The following is a 19,409-nucleotide window of genomic DNA, read 5'->3' as shown; positions in this document are numbered from 1 at the left end:
ATGAAGTTCACTTCACAAGCTCTACGGGCATGTCCTGCCCTGACATTTTATTACGCGTGGACGATAGCTCGCCCACGCCCCAATACATTTAACGCGCCAACCACATCGGCATTTTCTGTGTAGCCACATTCTACACACTCAAAATTAGCCTGTGTTTGGCGATTTTCTTTTGCTACATGACCACAACAAGGGCAAGTTCGACTGGTATTTTGCGCTGGCACTGCCACTAAAAATCCACCTTGCCATTGCGTTTTGTAGCTCAACTGACGGCGAAACTCAAACCACGATTGGTCGAGTATCGAACGGTTTAAACCTGATTTTGCAGCAACATTTTTGCCTGGTGTTTCCGCCGTACCTTTGGCGGATTTCGACATATTTGCCACTTGCAAATCTTCAATGTAAATCATTGCGTGGTTTTTGCTGATTTGGGTTGAGATTTTATGCAAAAAATCTTTGCGGCAATTAGCGATTTTATGATGCAATTTGGCGATTTTTGCCTTTAATTTCTGCCAATTTTGGCTAAATTTGACCTTGTTTTTAAGCCGTTTTTGCAGTTTTGCCAATTTGCCTTTATAGGTTTTAAACGCATTCAACGGTTCAAAAAACTCACCATTTGAAAGTGTGGCAAATCGTGCCACGCCCATATCAATACCAATTTCACCGCCGTTGTGTATTGGAATTTGATATTCAAACTCGGTCTGAATACTGACGAAAAAGCGTCCACATTTCTGGCTGACAGTGACATTTTTGATTTCGCCGATGACCTCACGACTATTGCGATAACGAACCCAGCCGATTTTTGGTAGCCAAATGCGGCTATTTTGTTGCTCCAGCTTGCAACCTTGTGGAAAACGAAAACTTTCTTTTACGCCTTTTTTCTTGAATTTTGGAAAATCTGAACGCTGTTGGAAGAAATTTTTAAACGCATTTTCAAGGTCTTTTAACGACTGTTGCAGCACTTGCGAATGACATTCTTTTAGCCAAACTAATTCTTTTTTCCATTGTGGAAGCAAGTTGGCGATTTTAGTGTAACTGAACTTAAAGCTGTTATCTTGCTCGTATTGTTCATTTTGCCAAGCCAATGCCCGATTGAACACAAAACGAGAGCAACCACAGAACTGTTTAATTCTGCGGATTTGGTTGCCGTTTGGCATTATCTCGAACTTAAAGGCTTTGCGGAGTAACATACAAAAATAGGAGTGTAAAAATGGTGCTATTTTATATTGTTATTGATTTTTCGCCAACATCGACAACAACAAACGCCAGATTCGCTTGTGCCTTATATCTCCGCCCTGAAGGGCAGAGTTTTACGGCACTGTTTGATAAAATAGGCAAATGCCATTTCTCCGGAAAGGATAAATGCGGTGATTCTAGAGAATAAACCCAACACTAATAAAATACCACCGACTAATTCTAAAATGCCGCCAATTCCCAATAATGAGAAAACAGACAAGCCATCAAAAGCGGAAACGTGTGGAAGTGCAAATAATTTTGCACTGCCGTGTAATAAAAAAGTATAACCAGCAACAATACGTAATAAACCTAAACCGTAATGGCTTAATGATTGAGAGTTAGACATAAATTATCCTTTTTTAATTAAGTAGTGAAAACGTGAGTTAGTATATTGATTTCATAATCTGAAAACGATATGGTTTTTAGAAAAGTATTTTTTCTTAATAGGAAATGATAATGGACACTTTACAGAGTATGAAAGTATTTCGACAGATAGTCGAAAAAGGCAGTTTTAGCAAAGCCGCAGAACAGTTGAATATGTCCACGTCAATGGTAAGTAAACATTTATCAAACTTAGAACATTATTTGCAGGCAAAATTATTAAATAGAACAAGCAGGCGTTTAAGTTTAACCGAAGTTGGTACAGATTATTATCAACGTTGTGTGGTGGCATTAGATGATCTTGAAGAGGCAAAACAGATAGCGAGTCAAGGAACGATCCATCCGCAAGGGACATTAAAAATCACTTTACCGGTTTGGTTTGCAACAAGGCGTTTCGCAGAATTTTTAGCTGAATATCAACATCGCTATCCTCAAGTGAATTTGCAGCTTTCGTTGGATAATCATCACACTGATTTGGTTGGTCAAGGTTTTGATTTGGCGTTAAAAGTTACCGCACATCCAGCAGAAAATTTAATTGTAAAACCCTTAGCCAGCTTGCCGTTTTTCTGGGTTGCTAGTCCTAAATATATTCAGCAGTTTGGACAATTAAATGAGCAGTCGTGGACGCAACATAAAGGTTTAATCCCAACTTATACACAAGTCGATCATCATTTTATTGATATTATCTCAAGCAATAATACCTTAATGTTGTATCAGTTGGCATTGGCAGCTCAAGGCATTGCTTATTTGCCTAGTTTCTTGTGCGAGGATGATTTAAAGCAAGGAGATCTGCAAATTGTGCCACATCCGGCAAACAGAAATCATACACTATATGCTGCTTATATGAATCGAGAATTTATGAGTGCGAAAGTACGCAGTTTTATTGATTTTATGGCAGAGAAGTTCCTGAGTTATCCGTTAAAACATTACGATTTTTAGCAAAGGTAGAAAGGAAAAGTGATGGGAAAATCCCATCACTTTTAAACAGTTAAGCTTCTAATGTTTTCGGTTTAATCATTGCATACAACACACCGGTAACAATACTACCAGCTGCAATAGCCACTAAATAAAGTAATACCGGCTGAATAGCACCCGGAATTGCAAGCACAAAAATACCTCCGTGTGGCGCCATTAACTGTACACCAAACAGCATTGATAACGCTCCTGTTAATGCACCGCCAATCATACAACTAGGAATCACACGCATTGGATCACGGGCAGCAAACGGAATTGCTCCTTCGGAAATAAAGCATAAACCAAGAACAAAAGAGGCTTTACCGCCTTCCAATTCATTTGCATTGAATTTTTTGCGAGCAATAAAGGTGGCTATCCCCATACCTAATGCCGGCACCATACCTGCTGCCATTACAGCCGCCATAGGTAAGTAGGAAGCAGATGCTAATAGACCAACACCAAAAGTATAGGCAGCTTTATTTACAGGACCGCCCATATCAAAACACATCATTGCTCCAAGGATAATGCCAAGCACAACTGCACTGCCTGATTGCATTCCTTTCAAGAATTCAGTCATACTGTTCATTACCCAAGCTACCGGTTCACCAACGATATAAATCATAATTAAACCGACAAACAAAGTAGAAAGGAATGGAATAATCAAAATCGGTTTTAGGGCATTCATTGTTTGTGGCAATTTAACGTGATCATTGATCGCTTTAGCGATATAACCTGCCAAGAAACCGGAAATAATACCACCGATAAAGCCAGCACCAAGCGAGCTTGCCAACATACCGCCAACAAGCCCCGGAGTAAGCCCCGGACGGTCAGCAATAGAGTAAGCGATATAACCGGAAAGAATCGGAATCATCAATGCGAATGCGCTACCGCCACCGATTTTCATCAATGCGGCTGCCAATGTTCCTTCTTCTTTGAAAGCTTCGATACCGAATACGAAAGAGAGCGCAATGATAAGACCACCGGCAACCACCATTGGTAACATATGAGAAACACCGGTCATTAAGTGGCTATAAATGCCTTTTTTCTCACCTTTTTCTTTGCTTTCAGTTTTCGCCGTGGCGTTATTATCCTGTTTATGGTGATAAACTTTAGCCTCTTTAAACGCTTTTTCAAATTCCTGTGCGGTTTTCTTTAACGCTAAACCGGTTGAAGTGTGGTACATTTTTTTACCATCAAATTTGCTTAAATCAACGTCAATATCGGTAGCGATAAAGGCAAGATCGGCAGCAGCAACATCTTCAGCTGAGATTAAGTTGCTGGCACCAACCTGACCACGAGTTTCGACTTTTATGTTCCAACCCTGTTTTTGGCAATAGGTAGAAATCGCTTCCGCCGCCATAAAAGTATGAGCTACACCGGTAGGACAAGCAGTAACTGCAACGATATTTAATGGACGATCACTCGCAACGGTTTCGGCTGGAGCGTCTGTTGGTGCTTGATAATCTGTTGCTGATGTGAGGGCTTGTTGTAAGGTTTGCTCCGGTGCATTAAACGCCTGTTCAAAAGCTGTTAAAAATACTTTTTTACCGGCAAGCTCTGGATTATTTGGTAATTTATCGCCTAACACTAATACAAGATCGGCATCTTGTGCCTGTTCAACCAGCTGGTGGTTTTGCTGATTAGCAATTTTACTAACCATTTGTTTTAACAAGTAAAGCGTTGCATTACCACGTTTTTCTTGTGCTAATAAAAAAATCTTCATAGATTATTCCTCAATTTTGGTGATTTTGACTTGGTCAATAAGTTGATGCAATGCTTGATGATCGGCAACACCAACATTACTTTGTGCAACTGCTAATGCGGAAACGGCAGAAGCGAAACGTAGTGTTTGTTCTTTTGAAAGCTGTTGTTCTGTGCCGTAAATTAAACCGGCAACCATTGAATCACCAGCGCCGACCGTACTTACCACATTAGTGCATTTTGGTGGTTGAGCCTGCAAAACACCTTCATCATTAATCCATAATGAACCTGCTGCCCCCATTGAAATAATAACATTAGCAATACCTTGCTTTTTCAACTGCTTAGCGGCATCAATAATTTCTGTTAATGAATTGAGCGGTTTACCAATCCAAGCTTCCAACTCACGATGATTTGGTTTTACTAGCCACGGATTTGCTTTTAAACCGGCAGTGAGAGCCTCATTGCTGCTGTCTAAAACGACTTTAGTATGCTGTCCAAGTTGTTGTAACCAAGCAGTAAATGCTTGTGGAGAAATGCCTTTCGGCAAACTACCACAGACAGCAACCAAATCGTAATCTTTAAAATCCTGTAGCGATTGTTCAACAAAACATTGCCAATCCGTTTCAGAGACTTGATAACCTAAGAAATTTAAATCGGTTACATCCGCTTCAGTTTCAGTAACTTTAACGTTAATTCGAGTTTTTCCGGCAACACGTTGAAAACGATCATCTAACCCAAGTTGTTGAAAAAGTTGAATAAAATCGCCCTGATTCTCTTTCCCAAGAAATCCACTGACACTGACATCCAAATTGAGGTCGTGCAATACTTTAGCAACATTAATTCCTTTACCAGCCGGATAGATCCCTAAGGTTTCAACAGTATTCACTTCACCAAGTTGAATGCGAGATAAACGCCCGACCAAATCGAAAGCTGTATTTAATGTAATAGTCGCAATGCGAGGCATTTTACTCTCCTAAACCGGCATTAATTGCTTCGCCGATACCTTTTAATGCTTGTTCTGCATCCTCACCCTGAGCAATAAAGCATAAACGTTGACCTTTAGTTGTCCCTAAACCGACAACTTTCATTAAACTTTTCGCATTCACAAAACCGGTATCTCGATCAATATTTTTCACTTGGATCGTTGATTTATATTTTTTCACTTCATTGATAAGCACTGCTGATGGACGAGCGTGAAGACCGTGTTCATTTTTGATAGTAAAAGTAGCTTCCAATTGCTCCTCTGAGGCAGACACTGTTGATGTAGCAGATGCCGTTGTGTTAGCAGTAGCAGGAACTTCTTCAACTTTGCCTTGCAATGCTGCAACAACTTGCGTAGCAGAGCCGTTGAGTAACTGTTGTTGGCATTGCGGATCAAGTAGATTTGCCAATAACTTCTCAATACTGTCATCTACATTAGCGATAGTAACTAAACCGGCAATAGTTTTATTATTATTTTGGAAAGCCTGTTTCGGACGAGCAAACGCAATTGCATTTTTTTGGTTACCGTTAACGCTGTCATTAACCCAAAGCCCATTGCCTAAAGGCAGAGCAGCAGAAGCAATAACATCACTAACGAACTGATTATCAACCGCTTTGGCTTGTTGTAAGTTGCCGGCATTAATTGCTGTTAAAGTTAACAAGCTGGTGGTATCAATATTAAGAGAAACTAATGTTTCATCCACAATATTACCATTATTGTCGCCATTAAAGAGGGCAATAAATTCTTGAGTATCAGTGGTTTTTGCAAGTTTTTCAGCAATATCTTCATCACCAAGTAGGTGAGTTAATTGACGTAAAATAGCAAGATGTTCATCAGATTTTGCTGCAATACCGATAACTAGATATGCGATATTATCATCGCTCCATTTTACGCCGTTAGGAAATTGGAATATTTGTACACCGGTTTGTTTTACTAAATGACGAGTATCCAGTGTGCCGTGAGGGATCGCAATACCATTCCCTAAAAATGTTGAAGTTTGTTGTTCTCGAGCAAGCATACCTTGTAAATAACCCTCTTCAACCAGCCCTTTTTCAACAAAGGCTTGGGCAACAGCAGTAATCGCTTGTTGTTTGTCATCGGCTTGCGCCGCAAGATGGATGTCTTTTTCAACGAGATTAAACACGATTGGACTCCTTAGATTATGAGTGACTAAAATAAATTGCACAATTTTAACTCAATTTATTTTATTTAGTAAAAAAATTATGCAGAAAAAACCTATTCTTTGATTTAAAAGGGTATTTTTAAAACCTTGCTAAACCGTTTTAGATATTTAGCAGGTGAGAATAAGGTATAAAAAAATCGGGAAGCTCTCCTGCTTCCCGATTTTATTAAAAAGTTTAGGTATCTCATCTAGATAAATAGGCTTCCCCATAAGAAACCGAATAGAACGGATAAGAAAATGGCAATTACCCCCGGAATAATGAATGGGTGATTAAAGACAAATTTACCGATACGAGTTGAACCAGTATCATCCATTTCTACTGCCGCAATTAATGTTGGATAAGTCGGTAATACGAACAATGCAGATACTGCCGCAAAAGCCGCCACAGCTGAAAGTGGAGAAACCCCTAACAAAATAGCTGTTGGATAAAGTGCTTTTGCAGTCGCTGCTTGTGAATAAAGCAATGTACTTGCAAAGAATAAAATTACCGCAAACATCCAAGGATAATTTTGTAATAAATCAGCAGAAACTTCTTTGATTTCATTAATATGACCACCAACAAAAGTGTTACCTAACCAAGCAACCCCCATTACACAAATTGCTGCAGACATACCTGACTTAAATGTTGCTGCTGAAGTGATTTTGCTAATATCAATTTTACAGAAAATAACAATTAATGCGGCTGCCCCTAACATAAAGCTAATAATCGCTTCGTTACGAGGTAAAACCGGATTCTCAACTAAACCAACGGTTTTACTAATTAATGTCGCATAGAACATCACGATAATAACAGTAGCTAAGAAGATCGCAACAGAGCGTTTTGCATAAGGTTGCACTTCAATCTGAGATTCACCACGTAATTTAATTAAACCTGCCGCTAAACGACGTTGATATTCTTCGTCATCTTTTAAATCTTTGCCTAAGAAGTTACAGATAAAGGCGGTAATCATACAGGCTGCGAACGTAGTAGGAATCCAGATTGCTAATAATTCGATGTAACCAATCCCATAATTTTTTTCGATTTCTCCAGCAAGATAAACAACAGCAGCAGAAATTGGCGATGCTGTAATAGCAATCTGTGAAGCAACAGTAGTAATGGACAATGGACGAGAAGGTCTAATACCTTGTTCTTTCGCTACTTCAGCCACCACTGGAAGAATTGAAAATGCAGTGTGACCTGTACCAGCACAAACAGTCATAAAGTAACCTACTGCCGGTGCAAGAAAAGTGATGTGTTTAGGGTGTTTACGAAGAACGTGCTCCGCCCATTTAACTAAGAAATCCATACCACCTGCGACCTGCATTGCAGCGATTGCCATAATAACAGACATAATGATAGAAATAACATCAAATGGAATTTCACCCGGTGTTAATCCTAATAACGCTAATGCAACAACACCTAAACCGCCAGCAAAACCGATTCCTATTCCACCAAGGCGAGTACCTAAAAATATAAAGAAAAGTACAACTAAAAATTGTAACCAGATCATATAAGTTCCTTATTTAATTTTATGATTTACACACAACAAATAAGCGTTAATTAAGATTAACGCTTTGTGGTTAATAATTTTATCAGTTTTTATATCAATATTGTTGAGCTAGATCTAAATAATGATGTTATTACACCGTTTCACGAGAGTGACAGATTGATTTTTCTTCAGGAATTGTTTTTATCCAAAAGAAAAAACACCAATATTCGATCAAAAGTAATGAAATAATTACGATCTTACCTATGATATTTGGTGAGGCATAAAAAGAGAGTGCCATCATTATAGTTGAAATCAACAGAATGGAACGTTTCGCGCGTTTTGTTAATGCCCGTTGTTCATTAAATGTTTTGAGGTATTTATGATAAATCTGCGTTTGTTTAAACCATTGCTCTAATCGAGGGGAACTTTTTCCAAAGAAAAAAAGCGTACAGAGTAAAAAAGGCGTTGTCGGTAAAACCGGCAAGAAAGCGCCGAGAATGCCTAAAGCTAAACAAGTAAATCCAAGAAAAATATAAATATAGCGTAACATTAGCCTTTTCTTTGTTGAGAATTATTCTTAATAAGATAGCAGTTTTTGTGAAAAAAAGAAATGAAAAAGAAAAGAAAATGATCTACACCGCTGATTAACCACTCTTATCAATTAATCTTTCAGTGTAGATCAAATGTTGTTGTTAATATTCTAATTTTGGCAGTGATTGGTTTTCAATAACATCCTGATCCACAACCACTTTCTTTAATCCCTCTAAAGAAGGAAGATCGTACATTGTATCTAATAAAACACCTTCGACAATGGAACGTAATCCTCTGGCACCGGTTTTACGTGCCAGTGCTTTTTTAGCAATGGCGGTTAATGCTTCCGGAGTGAATTCCAACTCTACATTCTCTAGTTTAAACAATGCCTGATATTGTTTGATTAAGGCATTTTTCGGTACGGTTAAAATACTAATTAACGCCTCTTCATCCAGTTCCGCTAATGACGCTACAACTGGTAAACGACCAACAAATTCAGGAATTAAACCAAATTTGATTAAATCTTCGGTTTCTACCTGTGCAAATAATTTGCTGATATCATTCTCTTTTTCTTTGCTTTGTACATTTGCATTGAAACCTATTCCACGATCTTTATGAGTGCGTTTTTCGATGATTTTATCCAAACCGGAAAATGCACCTCCACAAATAAAGAGAATTTTTGAAGTATCCACTTTCAAAAACTCTTGCTGTGGATGTTTTCTTCCGCCTTGGGGTGGAACAGATGCGATTGTACCTTCAATTAGTTTCAATAATGCTTGTTGTACCCCTTCACCGGAAACATCTCTAGTAATCGATGGATTTTCAGATTTACGAGTAATTTTATCAATTTCATCAATATAAATAATGCCCTGTTCCGCTTTTTCGGTATCGTAATCACAATTTTGTAATAACCGTTGAATAATATTTTCAACATCTTCACCGACATAACCGGCTTCAGTTAACGTTGTCGCATCGGCAATTGCAAAAGGAACATTAATTTGGCGAGCCAATGTTTGTGCCAATAACGTTTTTCCACTTCCAGTCGGACCGATAAGCAAAATATTACTTTTCCCTAATTCAACATCAAGCTCTGTTTCATTGTTACGTAGGCGTTTGTAATGATTATAAACAGCGACAGAAAGGATTTTTTTTGCTTGATCTTGTCCGATTACATAATCATCCAAATGCGCACGGATTTGATGTGGTGTAGGTAGCTTTTCTAGCGTTTTTCCTTGCTCTTGCTCTTTTTGCTGCTTATTAGCTTCTTCCATCAATAAATCGTGGCACGTTTCCACACATTCATTACAAATATAACCGGATACTCCGGCAATCAATTTGCTCACTTCGTGTTTCTCTTTACCACAAAGTGAGCAGTAAAATTTCTCATTATTCTCTGGTTTATCTGACATAAATTTCTCACTTATAGTTGACGATGAGTTAATACTTCATCAATTAAACCATATTCTTTAGCTGCTTGAGCAGACATAAAATTATCGCGATCAGTATCACGCTCTACAACTTCCAGTGGTTGACCGGTATGGAAAGCAAGACGTTGATTTAAAGTATCTTTGATTTTAAGAATTTCTTGTGCGTGAATTTGAATATCTGATGCCTGACCACGATATCCACCTAAAGGTTGATGAATCATAATACGAGCGTGCGGAAGAGCAAAACGTTTTCCTGCTGCACCACCCGCTAATAAAAATGCTCCCATAGAACAGGCTTGTCCCATACAAAGCGTACGAACATCAGGTTTAATAAATTGCATTGTGTCATAAATTGCCATTCCGGCAGTAACTACACCACCAGGTGAGTTGATATAAAGATTAATATCTTCATCAGGATTTTCCGCTTCAAGGAATAATAATTGAGCAACAATTAAGTTAGCCATATTATCCTCTACTTGACCGTTCAGAAAAATTACACGTTCTTTAAGCAAGCGAGAATAAATATCGAAAGCACGTTCACCACGAGCAGTTTGTTCGACAACCATTGGAACTAATGCCATATTTTCTCCTATTTTGTAGCTAATCTTTTTAATCGTAAAAAGAATAGAAAAAGTGCGGTATAAAGATTAACCGCACTTGATGAATGTAGAATAATTTTGTGTTATAGCGCTATTTTCAAATAGTGCTATAGCCTATTCATTATGCACGAGGAGTGTTCATAATGTCGTCAAAAGATTTTTCAACTTCTGACACTTGCGCTTTAGCAAGAATTGCATCAACAGCTTGATCTTCTAATACAACGTTACGGATGTTGTTGGAAAGTTCTTTATTGCTACTGTAATAATTAATCACTTCTTCAGGTTGCTCATAAGCAGAAGCAATACTTGCGATCATTGATTTAACACGATCTTCATCTACTTTTAAGTCATTACCTGAGATAACTTTGCTAAGTAATAAACCGACTTTAACACGACGTTTAGCCTGTTCTTCAAAAATTTCACGTGGTAATTCAAGCGCTTGTTTAGCATTACCACCAAAACGTTGTGCTGCTTGTTGACGTAATACGTTGATTTCTTCATCAACCGCTGCATTCGGAACATCGATATTATTTTGCTCAAGCAAACCATCAAGAACTTGCTGTTTGATGTTTGCAGTTACTGCATTATCAAGTTCACGTTGCATATTTTTTTCAATTTCTGCACGAAGATCAGCTACAGTTTTGGTATTTGGTCCGAATTTAGCCACAAACTCATCTGTTAATTCAGGAAGTACCATTTTTTCTACTTTTTTCAAGGTAATAGCAAATTTAGCAGGTTTACCTTTTAAATTTTCAGCGTGATATTCGGCTGGGAAAGTTACATCAATGTCAAATTGTTCACCGGCTTTATGACCTACAATACCATCTTCAAAACCTGGGATCATACGCCCTTGTCCCATAAAGAGAATGAAGTCATTCGCTTTTCCGCCTTCAAATTCTTCACCATCAATAGAACCAACGAAATCTAAAGTTACACGACTGTCAGCCGCTGCTGCTTCAGTGGTTTCTTCCCAAGTTGCTTGTTGTTTACGTAATGTATCAACCATTTTATCAATATCTGCTTCATTGATTTTTACAACTGGCTTTTCAACTTTGATATTTTCTAAACCTTTGATTTCTATTTCAGGATAAACTTCAAAAGTTGCAGAGAAAGTTAAATCTTCACCAACCTTGTATTTTTCCGGTGTGAAAGTTGGACGGCTTGCCAAATTGATTTTTTCCTGCATTACTGCATCAAAAAAGTGACGCTGCATTACATCACCTAAAACATCCTGACGGGCAGAAGCTCCAAAGCGTTTTTCAATGATGCTTGGCGGCACTTTACCTTTACGGAAACCATCAATACGAGCAGTTTTAGCTACTCTTTTTAATTCTTCACGAACAGCTTGTTCGATCTCGTCTGCCGGTACAGTAATGCTAATACGGCGTTCTAATCCTTGAGTTGTTTCTACTGAAATTTGCATTTATGCTACCTCAAAAAAATAATTGTACTCGGCACTTTCTATTGCTACCGAACACGCAAAAAATACCTATTATTTAAAAGTAATACAAGCGTATTAAAAAGAACGCCCGATTATAGCCTATTCATTGGTAATATGTCGAGAAAGCGAACGATAAAAACGGATAGTTGTTTATTGTTCACTCAATTTAATTGCTTTTACTTCTTCCCTTGTGCTAAATAATTTAATTTTAAGCTCACATCAGATAACAAGAACATCTTATAGATCATTGACAAACCTTCAATGACTTATTTTTCTATCTACATTAGGGTAGATGACAGAGAACAATAGAAGATATTTGTAATATTGGAGTATTTTTAATTTGAGATTTTTATTAAATCAAAGACCCAGTTTTGAACTAGGTTTTTATCATTATTTTTAATCTTTATTAAAACTAAATTTAGTTTTTATTAAAGAAGATACTCCGCTGCTCTCACAACAATTTTCACCGCATTTTCTTCTGTCGCTTTCATTGTTGCCTCATTAGGAATTTCCTGTTGTGTGCGGTTAACAATTGCACCTGCAACCATACCAGCTCGTAACCCTAACGCTGAACACATTGTAAACAGCGTTGCCGATTCCATTTCAAAATTCATTACATTAAGTTCCTGCCACTGTTTCAAAGAGCCAGCAAACTTACGCCAAACTTTACCACTGTAAGTGTCATAACGCTCTTGCCCAGGATAGAAAGTATCCGATGAAGCCGTAATGCCGACATAAGTTTTGTTCGGATTTAACTCTTGTGCTGCACGATAAAGTGCTGTGGTACATTCAAAATTCGCCACTGCTGGATACTCTAACGGCGCAAAGTGTTGGCTTGCGCCATCCAAACGTACCGCACCGGTTGTGATCAGAACATCACCGACATTAATATGCGGTTGAATCGCTCCCGTTGTGCCGATACGTAAAAAGGTACGCACACCAAGCTGTGCCAACTCTTCAACAGCAATGGATACCGATGGGCCGCCAATACCGGTAGAACAAACAACCACGGCTTTACCGTGCAAATAGCCTAGCCACGAAGTAAATTCACGTGTAGATACTAAAAATTTAGGATTATCCAACAGCTTGGCAATAACCGGTACTTTTTCTGGTGCTCCCGGCACAATTGCAAGAGTAGCCCCATCTAAATCAGTTTTCTTTAAACCCAAATGGAACACATCAGACATACAGCCTCCTTATCTTATTTTTGTACGTTATGGTTTTATATCTCGGAGAATAGGATTTTGCATTGAGATCAAAGTTTCAGTTGATTGGATCTCATCAATTAGTTGAATTTTCGTTGCCAACACGTGATGCAATTCTTCGATAGTATGTGTCATCACCTTGATAAATATTGAATAATTTCCGGTTGTGTAATAAGCCTCTACCACTTCATCAAAATCTTTCAGCTTTGCGATCACTTTTTCATAATCTTTTGCACTTTTCAGGATAATGCCGATAAAACAACAAACATCATAGCCTAAACGTCTTTCATTAATTTTGACTTTTGTACCTTCAATAATGCCGGACTGTCGCATTTTTTCGACTCTAACGTGAATAGTTCCCGGACTGACACCGAAATTTTTCGCCATTTCCGCATACGGAGTACGAGCGTCTTGCGTTAACACACGTAAAATCTGTTGATCTAAATGATCAATATTGGTAACTGGTTGCATATTCAGCCTTATAAGTAATGAAATAATTAGATAATATATAATTTATCGATATGAAAAATAAATTTCTTCTAATGGTAAGAGAGTTACTAATTTGTTTCAAGGCAAAATCCATTTTTTTATCATTCTTCCAATAAAAATGTGAAGCAGATCAAAATTTCAAGCTAAATCAAAGAGATTTAACTGTCTAACTCGTTGTGGTAAATCCCCACTTAATCCGGTTGCTTGCTGAATAAATTGTTGCTTAATCGGCGAGAGTTGATTGGTTAATGATAACCCTACCCCTCGTATTAATTTTTTTAACGGTTGCTCACCGGCAAAAAGATCTTTAAAACCCTGCATTGCTGTCAATATTTTTAATGCCTCCGCCTTACGCCAACGTTCATAATGACGTAAATGACGATAACTGCCGATATCTTTATCCTGTGCTAAATGTTTATCCACCTCTTCCGCCAATGCCAACGCATCCATAAACCCTAAATTCACGCCTAAACCGGCAAGTGGATGAATAGTGTGTGCCGCATCGCCAACCAAAGCAATGCGCTGTGAGGCAAATTGTCGAGCAAATCGTGCTGTAAGTGGATAAACACTACGTTGCGTTACCAGCTTGCATAACCCCAATCTATTATCAAACGCTGTAGTTAAATAGCGATTAAACTGTTGCGGTTCACAACTCTTCATAGCCTCTGCCTGCACCGGATCCTGCGACCAGACTATCGAGCTTAAATTTGACTGATGTAACGGCAAAAAAGCTAAAATTGCGTTCGGGGAAAAAATTTGTCGACAAATTTGTTGGTGAGGTTCTTCTGTTTCCACATTACATACTAAAGCTGAATGTTGATAATCACGGAAAACCAGTGGAATATTTGCCTGTTGGCGTAACCACGAATTCGCACCGTCCGCGCCAACCACCAATTTTGCGACTAAAATTTCACCGTTTTCCAAGCCTAAAATCGCATTGTCCTGATTGACACCCAACGACACCGGTCTGCTCACAATCACTTCAGCATTTTCTTGAGCGACAACCGCTTGATATAACGCTTGTCTAATCAATTGGTTCTCCACAATATGCCCTAGATGCTCAACTCCAAGTTGATCAGTATTAAGATCTATTCGTCCAAAGCTATCCTTTTCCCATACCTGCATTTCTGCATAGGCAGTTACTCGCCACGATTTTAACTGTCGCCAAACATCAAATTGTCGCAACATTGCTTCAGAAGAAAGATTTAATGCGCTTACTCTATAACCAACATCAGAGAAGTCAAATACCGCATTATTTGCCTCAATCACAGCTATCGAACAGGCACTCTGTTTTAGAGCCTGTGCAAATGCCAAACCAACCATTCCGCCACCAATGACGACAATATCGAACGTTTTCATTAAACTCTTCCCAAAGTAGGTTGTACAAAACGATTTCGTAATAAAGCGCAGCTACTTAATCCAATTAAACCCAAATTGCGCAAAATTTGTAACGGTAACAATGAATTACTAAAAATTTGCACTAAATTATCTGTTAAGCCAATAATATGCTGTTGATCGGCAAGGCGCTGCTGCTGATACTGTTGCAACATTGCTGCCGAACCGATCTCATCTGCTTCCGCCACGATTTTCGCTAATGCAAAAACATCACGAATTCCTAAATTAAAGCCTTGCCCTGCCACAGGGTGCAGTGTTTGTGCTGCATTTCCGACTAACGCAATACGATCTCCGACAAAAGATGTCGCCCGTTTTAACATTAATGGATAGGCATAACGGCGACTAACAGCCTGAAACGCACCTAAACGCCAACCGAACTGCTGTTGTAAATGCGATATGAATTGTTCATCATTCATATTAAGTAGCTGTTCCGGCGCTTTCGTACAAAACACTAATGACATCATTTTGTCCGCTAACGGCAATAATGCAATTGGCCCTTGTGTCGTAAAGCGTTCAAAAGCTCGCCCGTTATGTGAGCTGGAAATTCTCACATTAGCAATGATCGCTGTTTGTTGGTAATTATGCACCGTTTCGGTGGCAATCTTTGCCAATTCAGCAATTTTTGAATCACTGCCATCCGCTGCGACCAGTAATTTTGCACTTAGCTGTTGTCCACTTTGTAATAATACGGAAATCTGTTGTTTTGATGTTTGTAACTCAACAATGCTATCCGGACAAATAAAATCAATATTCTGTTGAGCCTTTAACGCTTGGCTAAACATTAACCCCATTTCGCTTAATGGAACAACCGCACCGACTTGCGACAAATGCAACTCTTGAGCATTAATTTCGACAATGCCTGAATGGTGCTGCTCAGAAATATGCACTTGTTTAATCGGTTCCGCAAATGAACATATTTTATCCCACAATGAATAGTGGTCGGAAAAAGGAATTTTGGCTAACTTACGACAAGTCCCATCAGATAAAGCAACACAACGAGTATCAAACCCAACTCCTTGTTGCTCCTGCTGCAACCGTTTTTCAACCACAGCAATTTTTAATCGCTGCAATGAAAAGTGGGATAACGCCAACGCAAGCGTCAAACCATTCATTGCACCACCACCAATGATCACGTCGTAGTGTTGTTGCATAATCAATCCTTGTTAGTAGCTGCCATTAAGGCTTCGATTTCATCTATCTCTTTTGGTACAGCAGCAGTTAACACTTTATTACCATACTCTGTAATCAGAAGATCATCTTCAATACGAACGCCAATTCCTCGATAAGCTTGCGGAATATCTTCCTCATTAGGAATGTATAACCCCGGCTCAACTGTTATTACCATTCCTGGTTCTAGCTTACGACTACGATTTTCACCATATTCACCAACATCGTGAACGTCCAATCCAAGCCAATGACCTAAACCGTGCATATAAAAGCGCAAATAGGCTTTTTCGGCAATTAACTGCTCTACATCACCGGATAAAATACCTAATTTAACCAAGCCAGCAACCTTAATTTTCAACACTTCATCATTCGCTTGTTTGATGGAATTACCATTAACTAACAACGCTATCGCTCGCTTTTCTGCTTCAAGCACAATTTGATAAATATCTCGCTGTGCTTGACTGAATTTGCCATTTACTGGAAAAGTTCTACTAATATCACCTGCATACATAGCAAATTCACAACCGGCATCAATTAACACTAAATCACCGTCCTGCATTAAGCGATCATTTTCTGTATAGTGCAAAATACAGGCATTATCACCACTCGCAACAATTGAACCAAAAGATTCATATCTCGCACCGAAACGGTTAAACTCGTGCAACAATTCACTTGCCAATTCATATTCAAACCGCTGTGGACGAGCCTGCTTCATTGCACGCATATGTGCCAATGCCGAAATTTGCCCTGCTTGCTGCATTAAACGAATTTCGTTTTCTGACTTAAATAAACGCATTTCATCTAAAATTGGACGCCAGCAAATTTGTGTCAATGGTGCGCGCAATCCCTGACGCTGTTTAGCACGCATTAAAGACAATGTCTGACGCACAACTTCATCACCCCAAGTCTGAACTTCTTGCGCATAATAGAGTGTTTGCGTGCCGTTTAATAACAGCGGTAATTGTTGTTGCAAATCTTCAATCGAAAAAGCGACATCCAAATTTAGTTCTGTTGTTGCCTTCTCTACGCCCAAACGGCGACCATTCCAAGTTTCCATTAAGGGATCGGACGGACGCAAAAACAGAATAGTGTGCTGTTCTTTATTACTCTTTTTCAGTAATAGCACTGAATCCGGTTCGTTAAATCCGGTTAAATACCAAAAATAACTATCTTGGCGAAATGGATAGGTAGTATCCGCATTGCGCTTACACTCCAAACTTGAAAACAGAATAAGAGCGCTGTTATCCGACATTTGTTCCAATACACGCTGACGCCGTTGCTGAAACTCTTCTTTCGGCATTTCTGCCATATAACTTAAATCCATCAAATTCTTCCTTAATGCACAGTTTGGTGCATTGTTACCTGAGCCTGACCAAAATGGGAATAGAACAGCATTGCAATCGTTCTTAAATACTCAACAATCTCTTCAAAAGCTTGTTCCAGCCCCTCTTCATCATCACCGTCTTCATAGCCAAGTTGGCAAATTTCACGTAAATCAGATATTGCTTCAATAATATCTTCTTGTTTTTCTTGCTGTAAATTTGGTTGAGCTAATCCTAAGCCGAGTAAAAAATGATTACTCCATTCACTTAATGCATTGATATTTTGGAAAACATCGCCTGACTCGCCTAAATCAAGATCAAACTCAAATTCTGTAATATCAGCTAAATTTTTCTGTAGTGCTTGATAAAGTTCCGTGATCTTTGTTAATAATTGAATAGGGTAAGCGTGATCATCATTAGTAAATTTATAAAGCAAGGTTTTCCAACTTTCATCTCTAATACCGCCACAGATAAATCCGCTTAAAAGCCCGTGTAATTCAACACCGTTTAAGGCTATGCCTGCCTGTTTTAATTCATTGTTCAGTTGTTGAGCTGTTATTGCAACCATTCTATATTCCATCTGATCGTAAATGTTGTCATTCTATCACCAACCTTATATATCCACCAATAATCTATGACGAAACTTATTTGCTATGGCATAATACCGCCATTTCTATAATTTTATTATTTATCTAAGAGGTCTTTTATGTCTAAAAATATTGATTTGTATATTTTTGGTCAAAATCTGCGTTTAAGCTGCCCGGAAGATCAACAACAGGCATTAAGAGAAGCAGCTGAGGTTTTAGAAAAAAAGGTTTCTGAATTAAAAAATCGCACCGGAATTATTCAATTGGATAAAGCGCTCACTATTGTTGGTTTAAATTTATGCTATGAATTATTAACTCAGCAACAGCAAAATTCTGAACGAGAATATTTAATCAACAATAAAATTGAACAAATAGAACATTCTTTAAGCACTATTTTATCTAATATGCCTACCAGAAAATAAAATCTGATTTAAAACAAGAAATTCTAATCTCTGACTAGGCAAATTAAAAAATTTAAGGTACTATTATTCTCAACCTGGGGTGTTCGACAATGGGTTACGTCCCTGAGCCGATACTGATATTTTTTAGAGTTGGTTACCTACAGTCGGTGAGCATGCTTGTTATCAAGAAGCCTAATGATTGTAAGACTGACTCCCTTGAACCGTAGGGTTCAAGGACCGATCACCCACACCGGCACCTTGGGTTTCTAATTAAATTGAAACAAACAATGACTCTTCAATCCTCTATTGATATATCTGCAAATAAATCATATCAACGACAACAGTTGAGAAGATTTATTCGTCAAAGACGTTCCTCATTAACTTTACAACAACAGACAATGGCTGAACAGAAAGTTGCAAAAGTTGCTATGGATTTTCTAGCGCCTTTAAACGTAAAAAATATTGCAGTTTATTTATCTTTTGATGGGGAAATCTCAACGAGTTATTTAATTAAAACATTATGGCAGCAGGGTTACTGTCTCTATTTACCGGTATTACACCCTTTTAGCAAAGGGAATCTATTATTTCTTTCTTACACGCCAACAACAAAACTTGTTAAAAATAAATTTAATATTCTTGAACCGGAATTAGATGTCAGACAAGTTTTACCCCCTGATCGATTGGATATTATTTTTACCCCTTTAGTCGCTTTTGATCTGAAAAAAAATCGTCTTGGAATGGGAGGCGGTTTTTATGATAGAACTCTTGAAAATTGGCAAAATAAACCTTTTCTACCGATAGGATTAGCTCACCATTGCCAACAAGTTGAACATATTCCGACCGAAGATTGGGATATGCCTTTATTTGAAATTTTAGCCGTTTAATTCATTTCTTAATTTTCTATCCAAATAAAAAAGCCATACAAGCGACAAACTTGTATGG

The 19,409-nt window shown here is 38.3% G+C and carries 18 protein-coding genes, 1 other RNA gene and 1 pseudogene; 4 read left to right on the top strand and 16 right to left on the bottom strand.

The features are described from left to right. Window positions 1-50 precede the first annotated feature (50 nt). Together P375_RS05395 and P375_RS05390 are read right to left on the bottom strand one after the other, a co-directional pair. The gene (locus P375_RS05395) at window positions 51-1,187 is read right to left on the bottom strand and encodes an RNA-guided endonuclease InsQ/TnpB family protein (protein WP_039135244.1); all 1,137 of its coding nucleotides are present in this window, start codon (window positions 1,185-1,187) and stop codon (window positions 51-53) included. Window positions 1,188-1,279: 92 nt separating this feature from the next. Next, window positions 1,280-1,579, bottom strand: coding sequence for a DoxX family protein (locus P375_RS05390; RefSeq protein WP_432430742.1), 300 nt, complete (start codon window positions 1,577-1,579; stop codon window positions 1,280-1,282). A gap of 110 nt (window positions 1,580-1,689) precedes the next feature. Here P375_RS05390 and P375_RS05385 point away from each other — a divergent pair, with 110 nt between their 5' ends. Continuing rightward, the gene (locus P375_RS05385; protein WP_039135241.1) at window positions 1,690-2,553 is read left to right on the top strand and encodes a LysR family transcriptional regulator; all 864 of its coding nucleotides are present in this window, start codon (window positions 1,690-1,692) and stop codon (window positions 2,551-2,553) included. 49 nt (window positions 2,554-2,602) lie between these two features. On the opposite strand, the gene fruA is transcribed toward P375_RS05385, so the two are convergent. The 14 genes and pseudogenes from fruA to P375_RS05315 form a co-directional block, all read right to left on the bottom strand. Further along, window positions 2,603-4,291 (bottom strand): PTS fructose transporter subunit IIBC, encoded by a 1,689-nt coding sequence (fruA, locus tag P375_RS05380; protein ID WP_039135238.1) that lies wholly within the window; start codon window positions 4,289-4,291, stop codon window positions 2,603-2,605. A 3-nt stretch (window positions 4,292-4,294) separates the two neighbouring features. Beyond that, window positions 4,295-5,233 (bottom strand): 1-phosphofructokinase, encoded by a 939-nt coding sequence (gene fruK / locus P375_RS05375; protein ID WP_039135236.1) that lies wholly within the window; start codon window positions 5,231-5,233, stop codon window positions 4,295-4,297. A gap of 4 nt (window positions 5,234-5,237) precedes the next feature. After that, window positions 5,238-6,395, bottom strand: a pseudogene (gene fruB, locus P375_RS05370) (fused PTS fructose transporter subunit IIA/HPr protein); the annotation flags it as partial. A gap of 227 nt (window positions 6,396-6,622) precedes the next feature. Then, on the bottom strand, window positions 6,623-7,924 hold the full coding sequence (locus P375_RS05365) for an anaerobic C4-dicarboxylate transporter (RefSeq protein WP_039135230.1): 1,302 nt from the start codon (window positions 7,922-7,924) through the stop codon (window positions 6,623-6,625). A 130-nt stretch (window positions 7,925-8,054) separates the two neighbouring features. Then, the gene (locus tag P375_RS05360; RefSeq protein WP_039135228.1) at window positions 8,055-8,453 is read right to left on the bottom strand and encodes a YbaN family protein; all 399 of its coding nucleotides are present in this window, start codon (window positions 8,451-8,453) and stop codon (window positions 8,055-8,057) included. Between the two features lie 142 nt (window positions 8,454-8,595). Beyond that, complete coding sequence (clpX, locus tag P375_RS05355) at window positions 8,596-9,843, bottom strand: ATP-dependent protease ATP-binding subunit ClpX (RefSeq protein ID WP_039135226.1); 1,248 nt, start codon at window positions 9,841-9,843, stop codon at window positions 8,596-8,598. An 11-nt stretch (window positions 9,844-9,854) separates the two neighbouring features. Next, on the bottom strand, window positions 9,855-10,442 hold the full coding sequence (gene clpP / locus P375_RS05350) for an ATP-dependent Clp endopeptidase proteolytic subunit ClpP (protein ID WP_013745609.1): 588 nt from the start codon (window positions 10,440-10,442) through the stop codon (window positions 9,855-9,857). A gap of 139 nt (window positions 10,443-10,581) precedes the next feature. Next, window positions 10,582-11,883, bottom strand: coding sequence for a trigger factor (gene tig / locus P375_RS05345; RefSeq protein ID WP_039135223.1), 1,302 nt, complete (start codon window positions 11,881-11,883; stop codon window positions 10,582-10,584). Window positions 11,884-12,329: 446 nt separating this feature from the next. Next, the gene (gene udp, locus P375_RS05340; RefSeq protein WP_039135221.1) at window positions 12,330-13,088 is read right to left on the bottom strand and encodes a uridine phosphorylase; all 759 of its coding nucleotides are present in this window, start codon (window positions 13,086-13,088) and stop codon (window positions 12,330-12,332) included. Window positions 13,089-13,115: 27 nt separating this feature from the next. Beyond that, entirely contained in the window at window positions 13,116-13,577 is a 462-nt protein-coding gene (asnC, locus tag P375_RS05335; protein ID WP_013745649.1) for a transcriptional regulator AsnC, read from the bottom strand. Window positions 13,578-13,733: 156 nt separating this feature from the next. After that, window positions 13,734-14,954, bottom strand: a complete 1,221-nt coding sequence (locus tag P375_RS05330; RefSeq protein ID WP_039135218.1) for an FAD-dependent monooxygenase — start codon at window positions 14,952-14,954, stop codon at window positions 13,734-13,736. Then, on the bottom strand, window positions 14,954-16,141 hold the full coding sequence (gene ubiH / locus P375_RS05325; protein WP_039135215.1) for a 2-octaprenyl-6-methoxyphenyl hydroxylase: 1,188 nt from the start codon (window positions 16,139-16,141) through the stop codon (window positions 14,954-14,956). Before ubiH ends, P375_RS05330 begins: the two co-directional genes overlap by 1 nt. Window positions 16,142-16,143: 2 nt before the next feature. Next, on the bottom strand, window positions 16,144-17,481 hold the full coding sequence (gene pepP, locus P375_RS05320; protein ID WP_039135212.1) for a Xaa-Pro aminopeptidase: 1,338 nt from the start codon (window positions 17,479-17,481) through the stop codon (window positions 16,144-16,146). Between the two features lie 11 nt (window positions 17,482-17,492). Further along, window positions 17,493-18,047: a UPF0149 family protein gene (locus P375_RS05315; protein ID WP_039135209.1), complete on the bottom strand. Its 555-nt coding sequence runs from the start codon at window positions 18,045-18,047 to the stop codon at window positions 17,493-17,495. Window positions 18,048-18,185: 138 nt separating this feature from the next. On the opposite strand from P375_RS05315, the gene P375_RS05310 reads away from it, so the two are divergent. The 3 genes from P375_RS05310 (at window position 18,186) to P375_RS05305 (ending at window position 19,351) form a co-directional block, all read left to right on the top strand. Further along, complete coding sequence (locus P375_RS05310) at window positions 18,186-18,488, top strand: cell division protein ZapA (RefSeq protein ID WP_013745654.1); 303 nt, start codon at window positions 18,186-18,188, stop codon at window positions 18,486-18,488. 68 nt (window positions 18,489-18,556) lie between these two features. Then, window positions 18,557-18,736, top strand: a non-coding RNA gene (gene ssrS / locus P375_RS12140) — 6S RNA. Window positions 18,737-18,754: 18 nt separating this feature from the next. Continuing rightward, the gene (locus P375_RS05305; RefSeq protein ID WP_039135206.1) at window positions 18,755-19,351 is read left to right on the top strand and encodes a 5-formyltetrahydrofolate cyclo-ligase; all 597 of its coding nucleotides are present in this window, start codon (window positions 18,755-18,757) and stop codon (window positions 19,349-19,351) included. Window positions 19,352-19,409: the final 58 nt, after the last annotated feature.

It is taken from the genome of Gallibacterium genomosp. 2 (assembly GCF_000771895.1).
GTDB lineage: Bacteria > Pseudomonadota > Gammaproteobacteria > Enterobacterales > Pasteurellaceae > Gallibacterium.
The sequence above is the reverse complement of the archived record's forward strand: the minus strand, read 5'-3'. Positions and strand labels throughout refer to the sequence as shown.

Coding starts and splice junctions, on each gene's coding strand:
- P375_RS05365 (WP_039135230.1), bottom strand. CDS start 7,924: ATGATCTGGTTACAATTTTTAGTTGTACTTTTCTTTATATTTTTAGGT.
- P375_RS05310 (WP_013745654.1), top strand. CDS start 18,186: ATGTCTAAAAATATTGATTTGTATATTTTTGGTCAAAATCTGCGTTTA.
- clpX (WP_039135226.1), bottom strand. CDS start 9,843: ATGTCAGATAAACCAGAGAATAATGAGAAATTTTACTGCTCACTTTGT.
- P375_RS05395 (WP_039135244.1), bottom strand. CDS start 1,187: ATGTTACTCCGCAAAGCCTTTAAGTTCGAGATAATGCCAAACGGCAAC.
- tig (WP_039135223.1), bottom strand. CDS start 11,883: ATGCAAATTTCAGTAGAAACAACTCAAGGATTAGAACGCCGTATTAGC.
- P375_RS05390 (WP_432430742.1), bottom strand. CDS start 1,579: ATGTCTAACTCTCAATCATTAAGCCATTACGGTTTAGGTTTATTACGT.
- P375_RS05330 (WP_039135218.1), bottom strand. CDS start 14,954: ATGAAAACGTTCGATATTGTCGTCATTGGTGGCGGAATGGTTGGTTTG.
- P375_RS05305 (WP_039135206.1), top strand. CDS start 18,755: ATGACTCTTCAATCCTCTATTGATATATCTGCAAATAAATCATATCAA.
- P375_RS05385 (WP_039135241.1), top strand. CDS start 1,690: ATGGACACTTTACAGAGTATGAAAGTATTTCGACAGATAGTCGAAAAA.
- clpP (WP_013745609.1), bottom strand. CDS start 10,442: ATGGCATTAGTTCCAATGGTTGTCGAACAAACTGCTCGTGGTGAACGT.
- fruK (WP_039135236.1), bottom strand. CDS start 5,233: ATGCCTCGCATTGCGACTATTACATTAAATACAGCTTTCGATTTGGTC.
- P375_RS05315 (WP_039135209.1), bottom strand. CDS start 18,047: ATGGTTGCAATAACAGCTCAACAACTGAACAATGAATTAAAACAGGCA.
- fruA (WP_039135238.1), bottom strand. CDS start 4,291: ATGAAGATTTTTTTATTAGCACAAGAAAAACGTGGTAATGCAACGCTT.
- udp (WP_039135221.1), bottom strand. CDS start 13,088: ATGTCTGATGTGTTCCATTTGGGTTTAAAGAAAACTGATTTAGATGGG.
- asnC (WP_013745649.1), bottom strand. CDS start 13,577: ATGCAACCAGTTACCAATATTGATCATTTAGATCAACAGATTTTACGT.
- P375_RS05360 (WP_039135228.1), bottom strand. CDS start 8,453: ATGTTACGCTATATTTATATTTTTCTTGGATTTACTTGTTTAGCTTTA.
- ubiH (WP_039135215.1), bottom strand. CDS start 16,141: ATGCAACAACACTACGACGTGATCATTGGTGGTGGTGCAATGAATGGT.
- pepP (WP_039135212.1), bottom strand. CDS start 17,481: ATGGATTTAAGTTATATGGCAGAAATGCCGAAAGAAGAGTTTCAGCAA.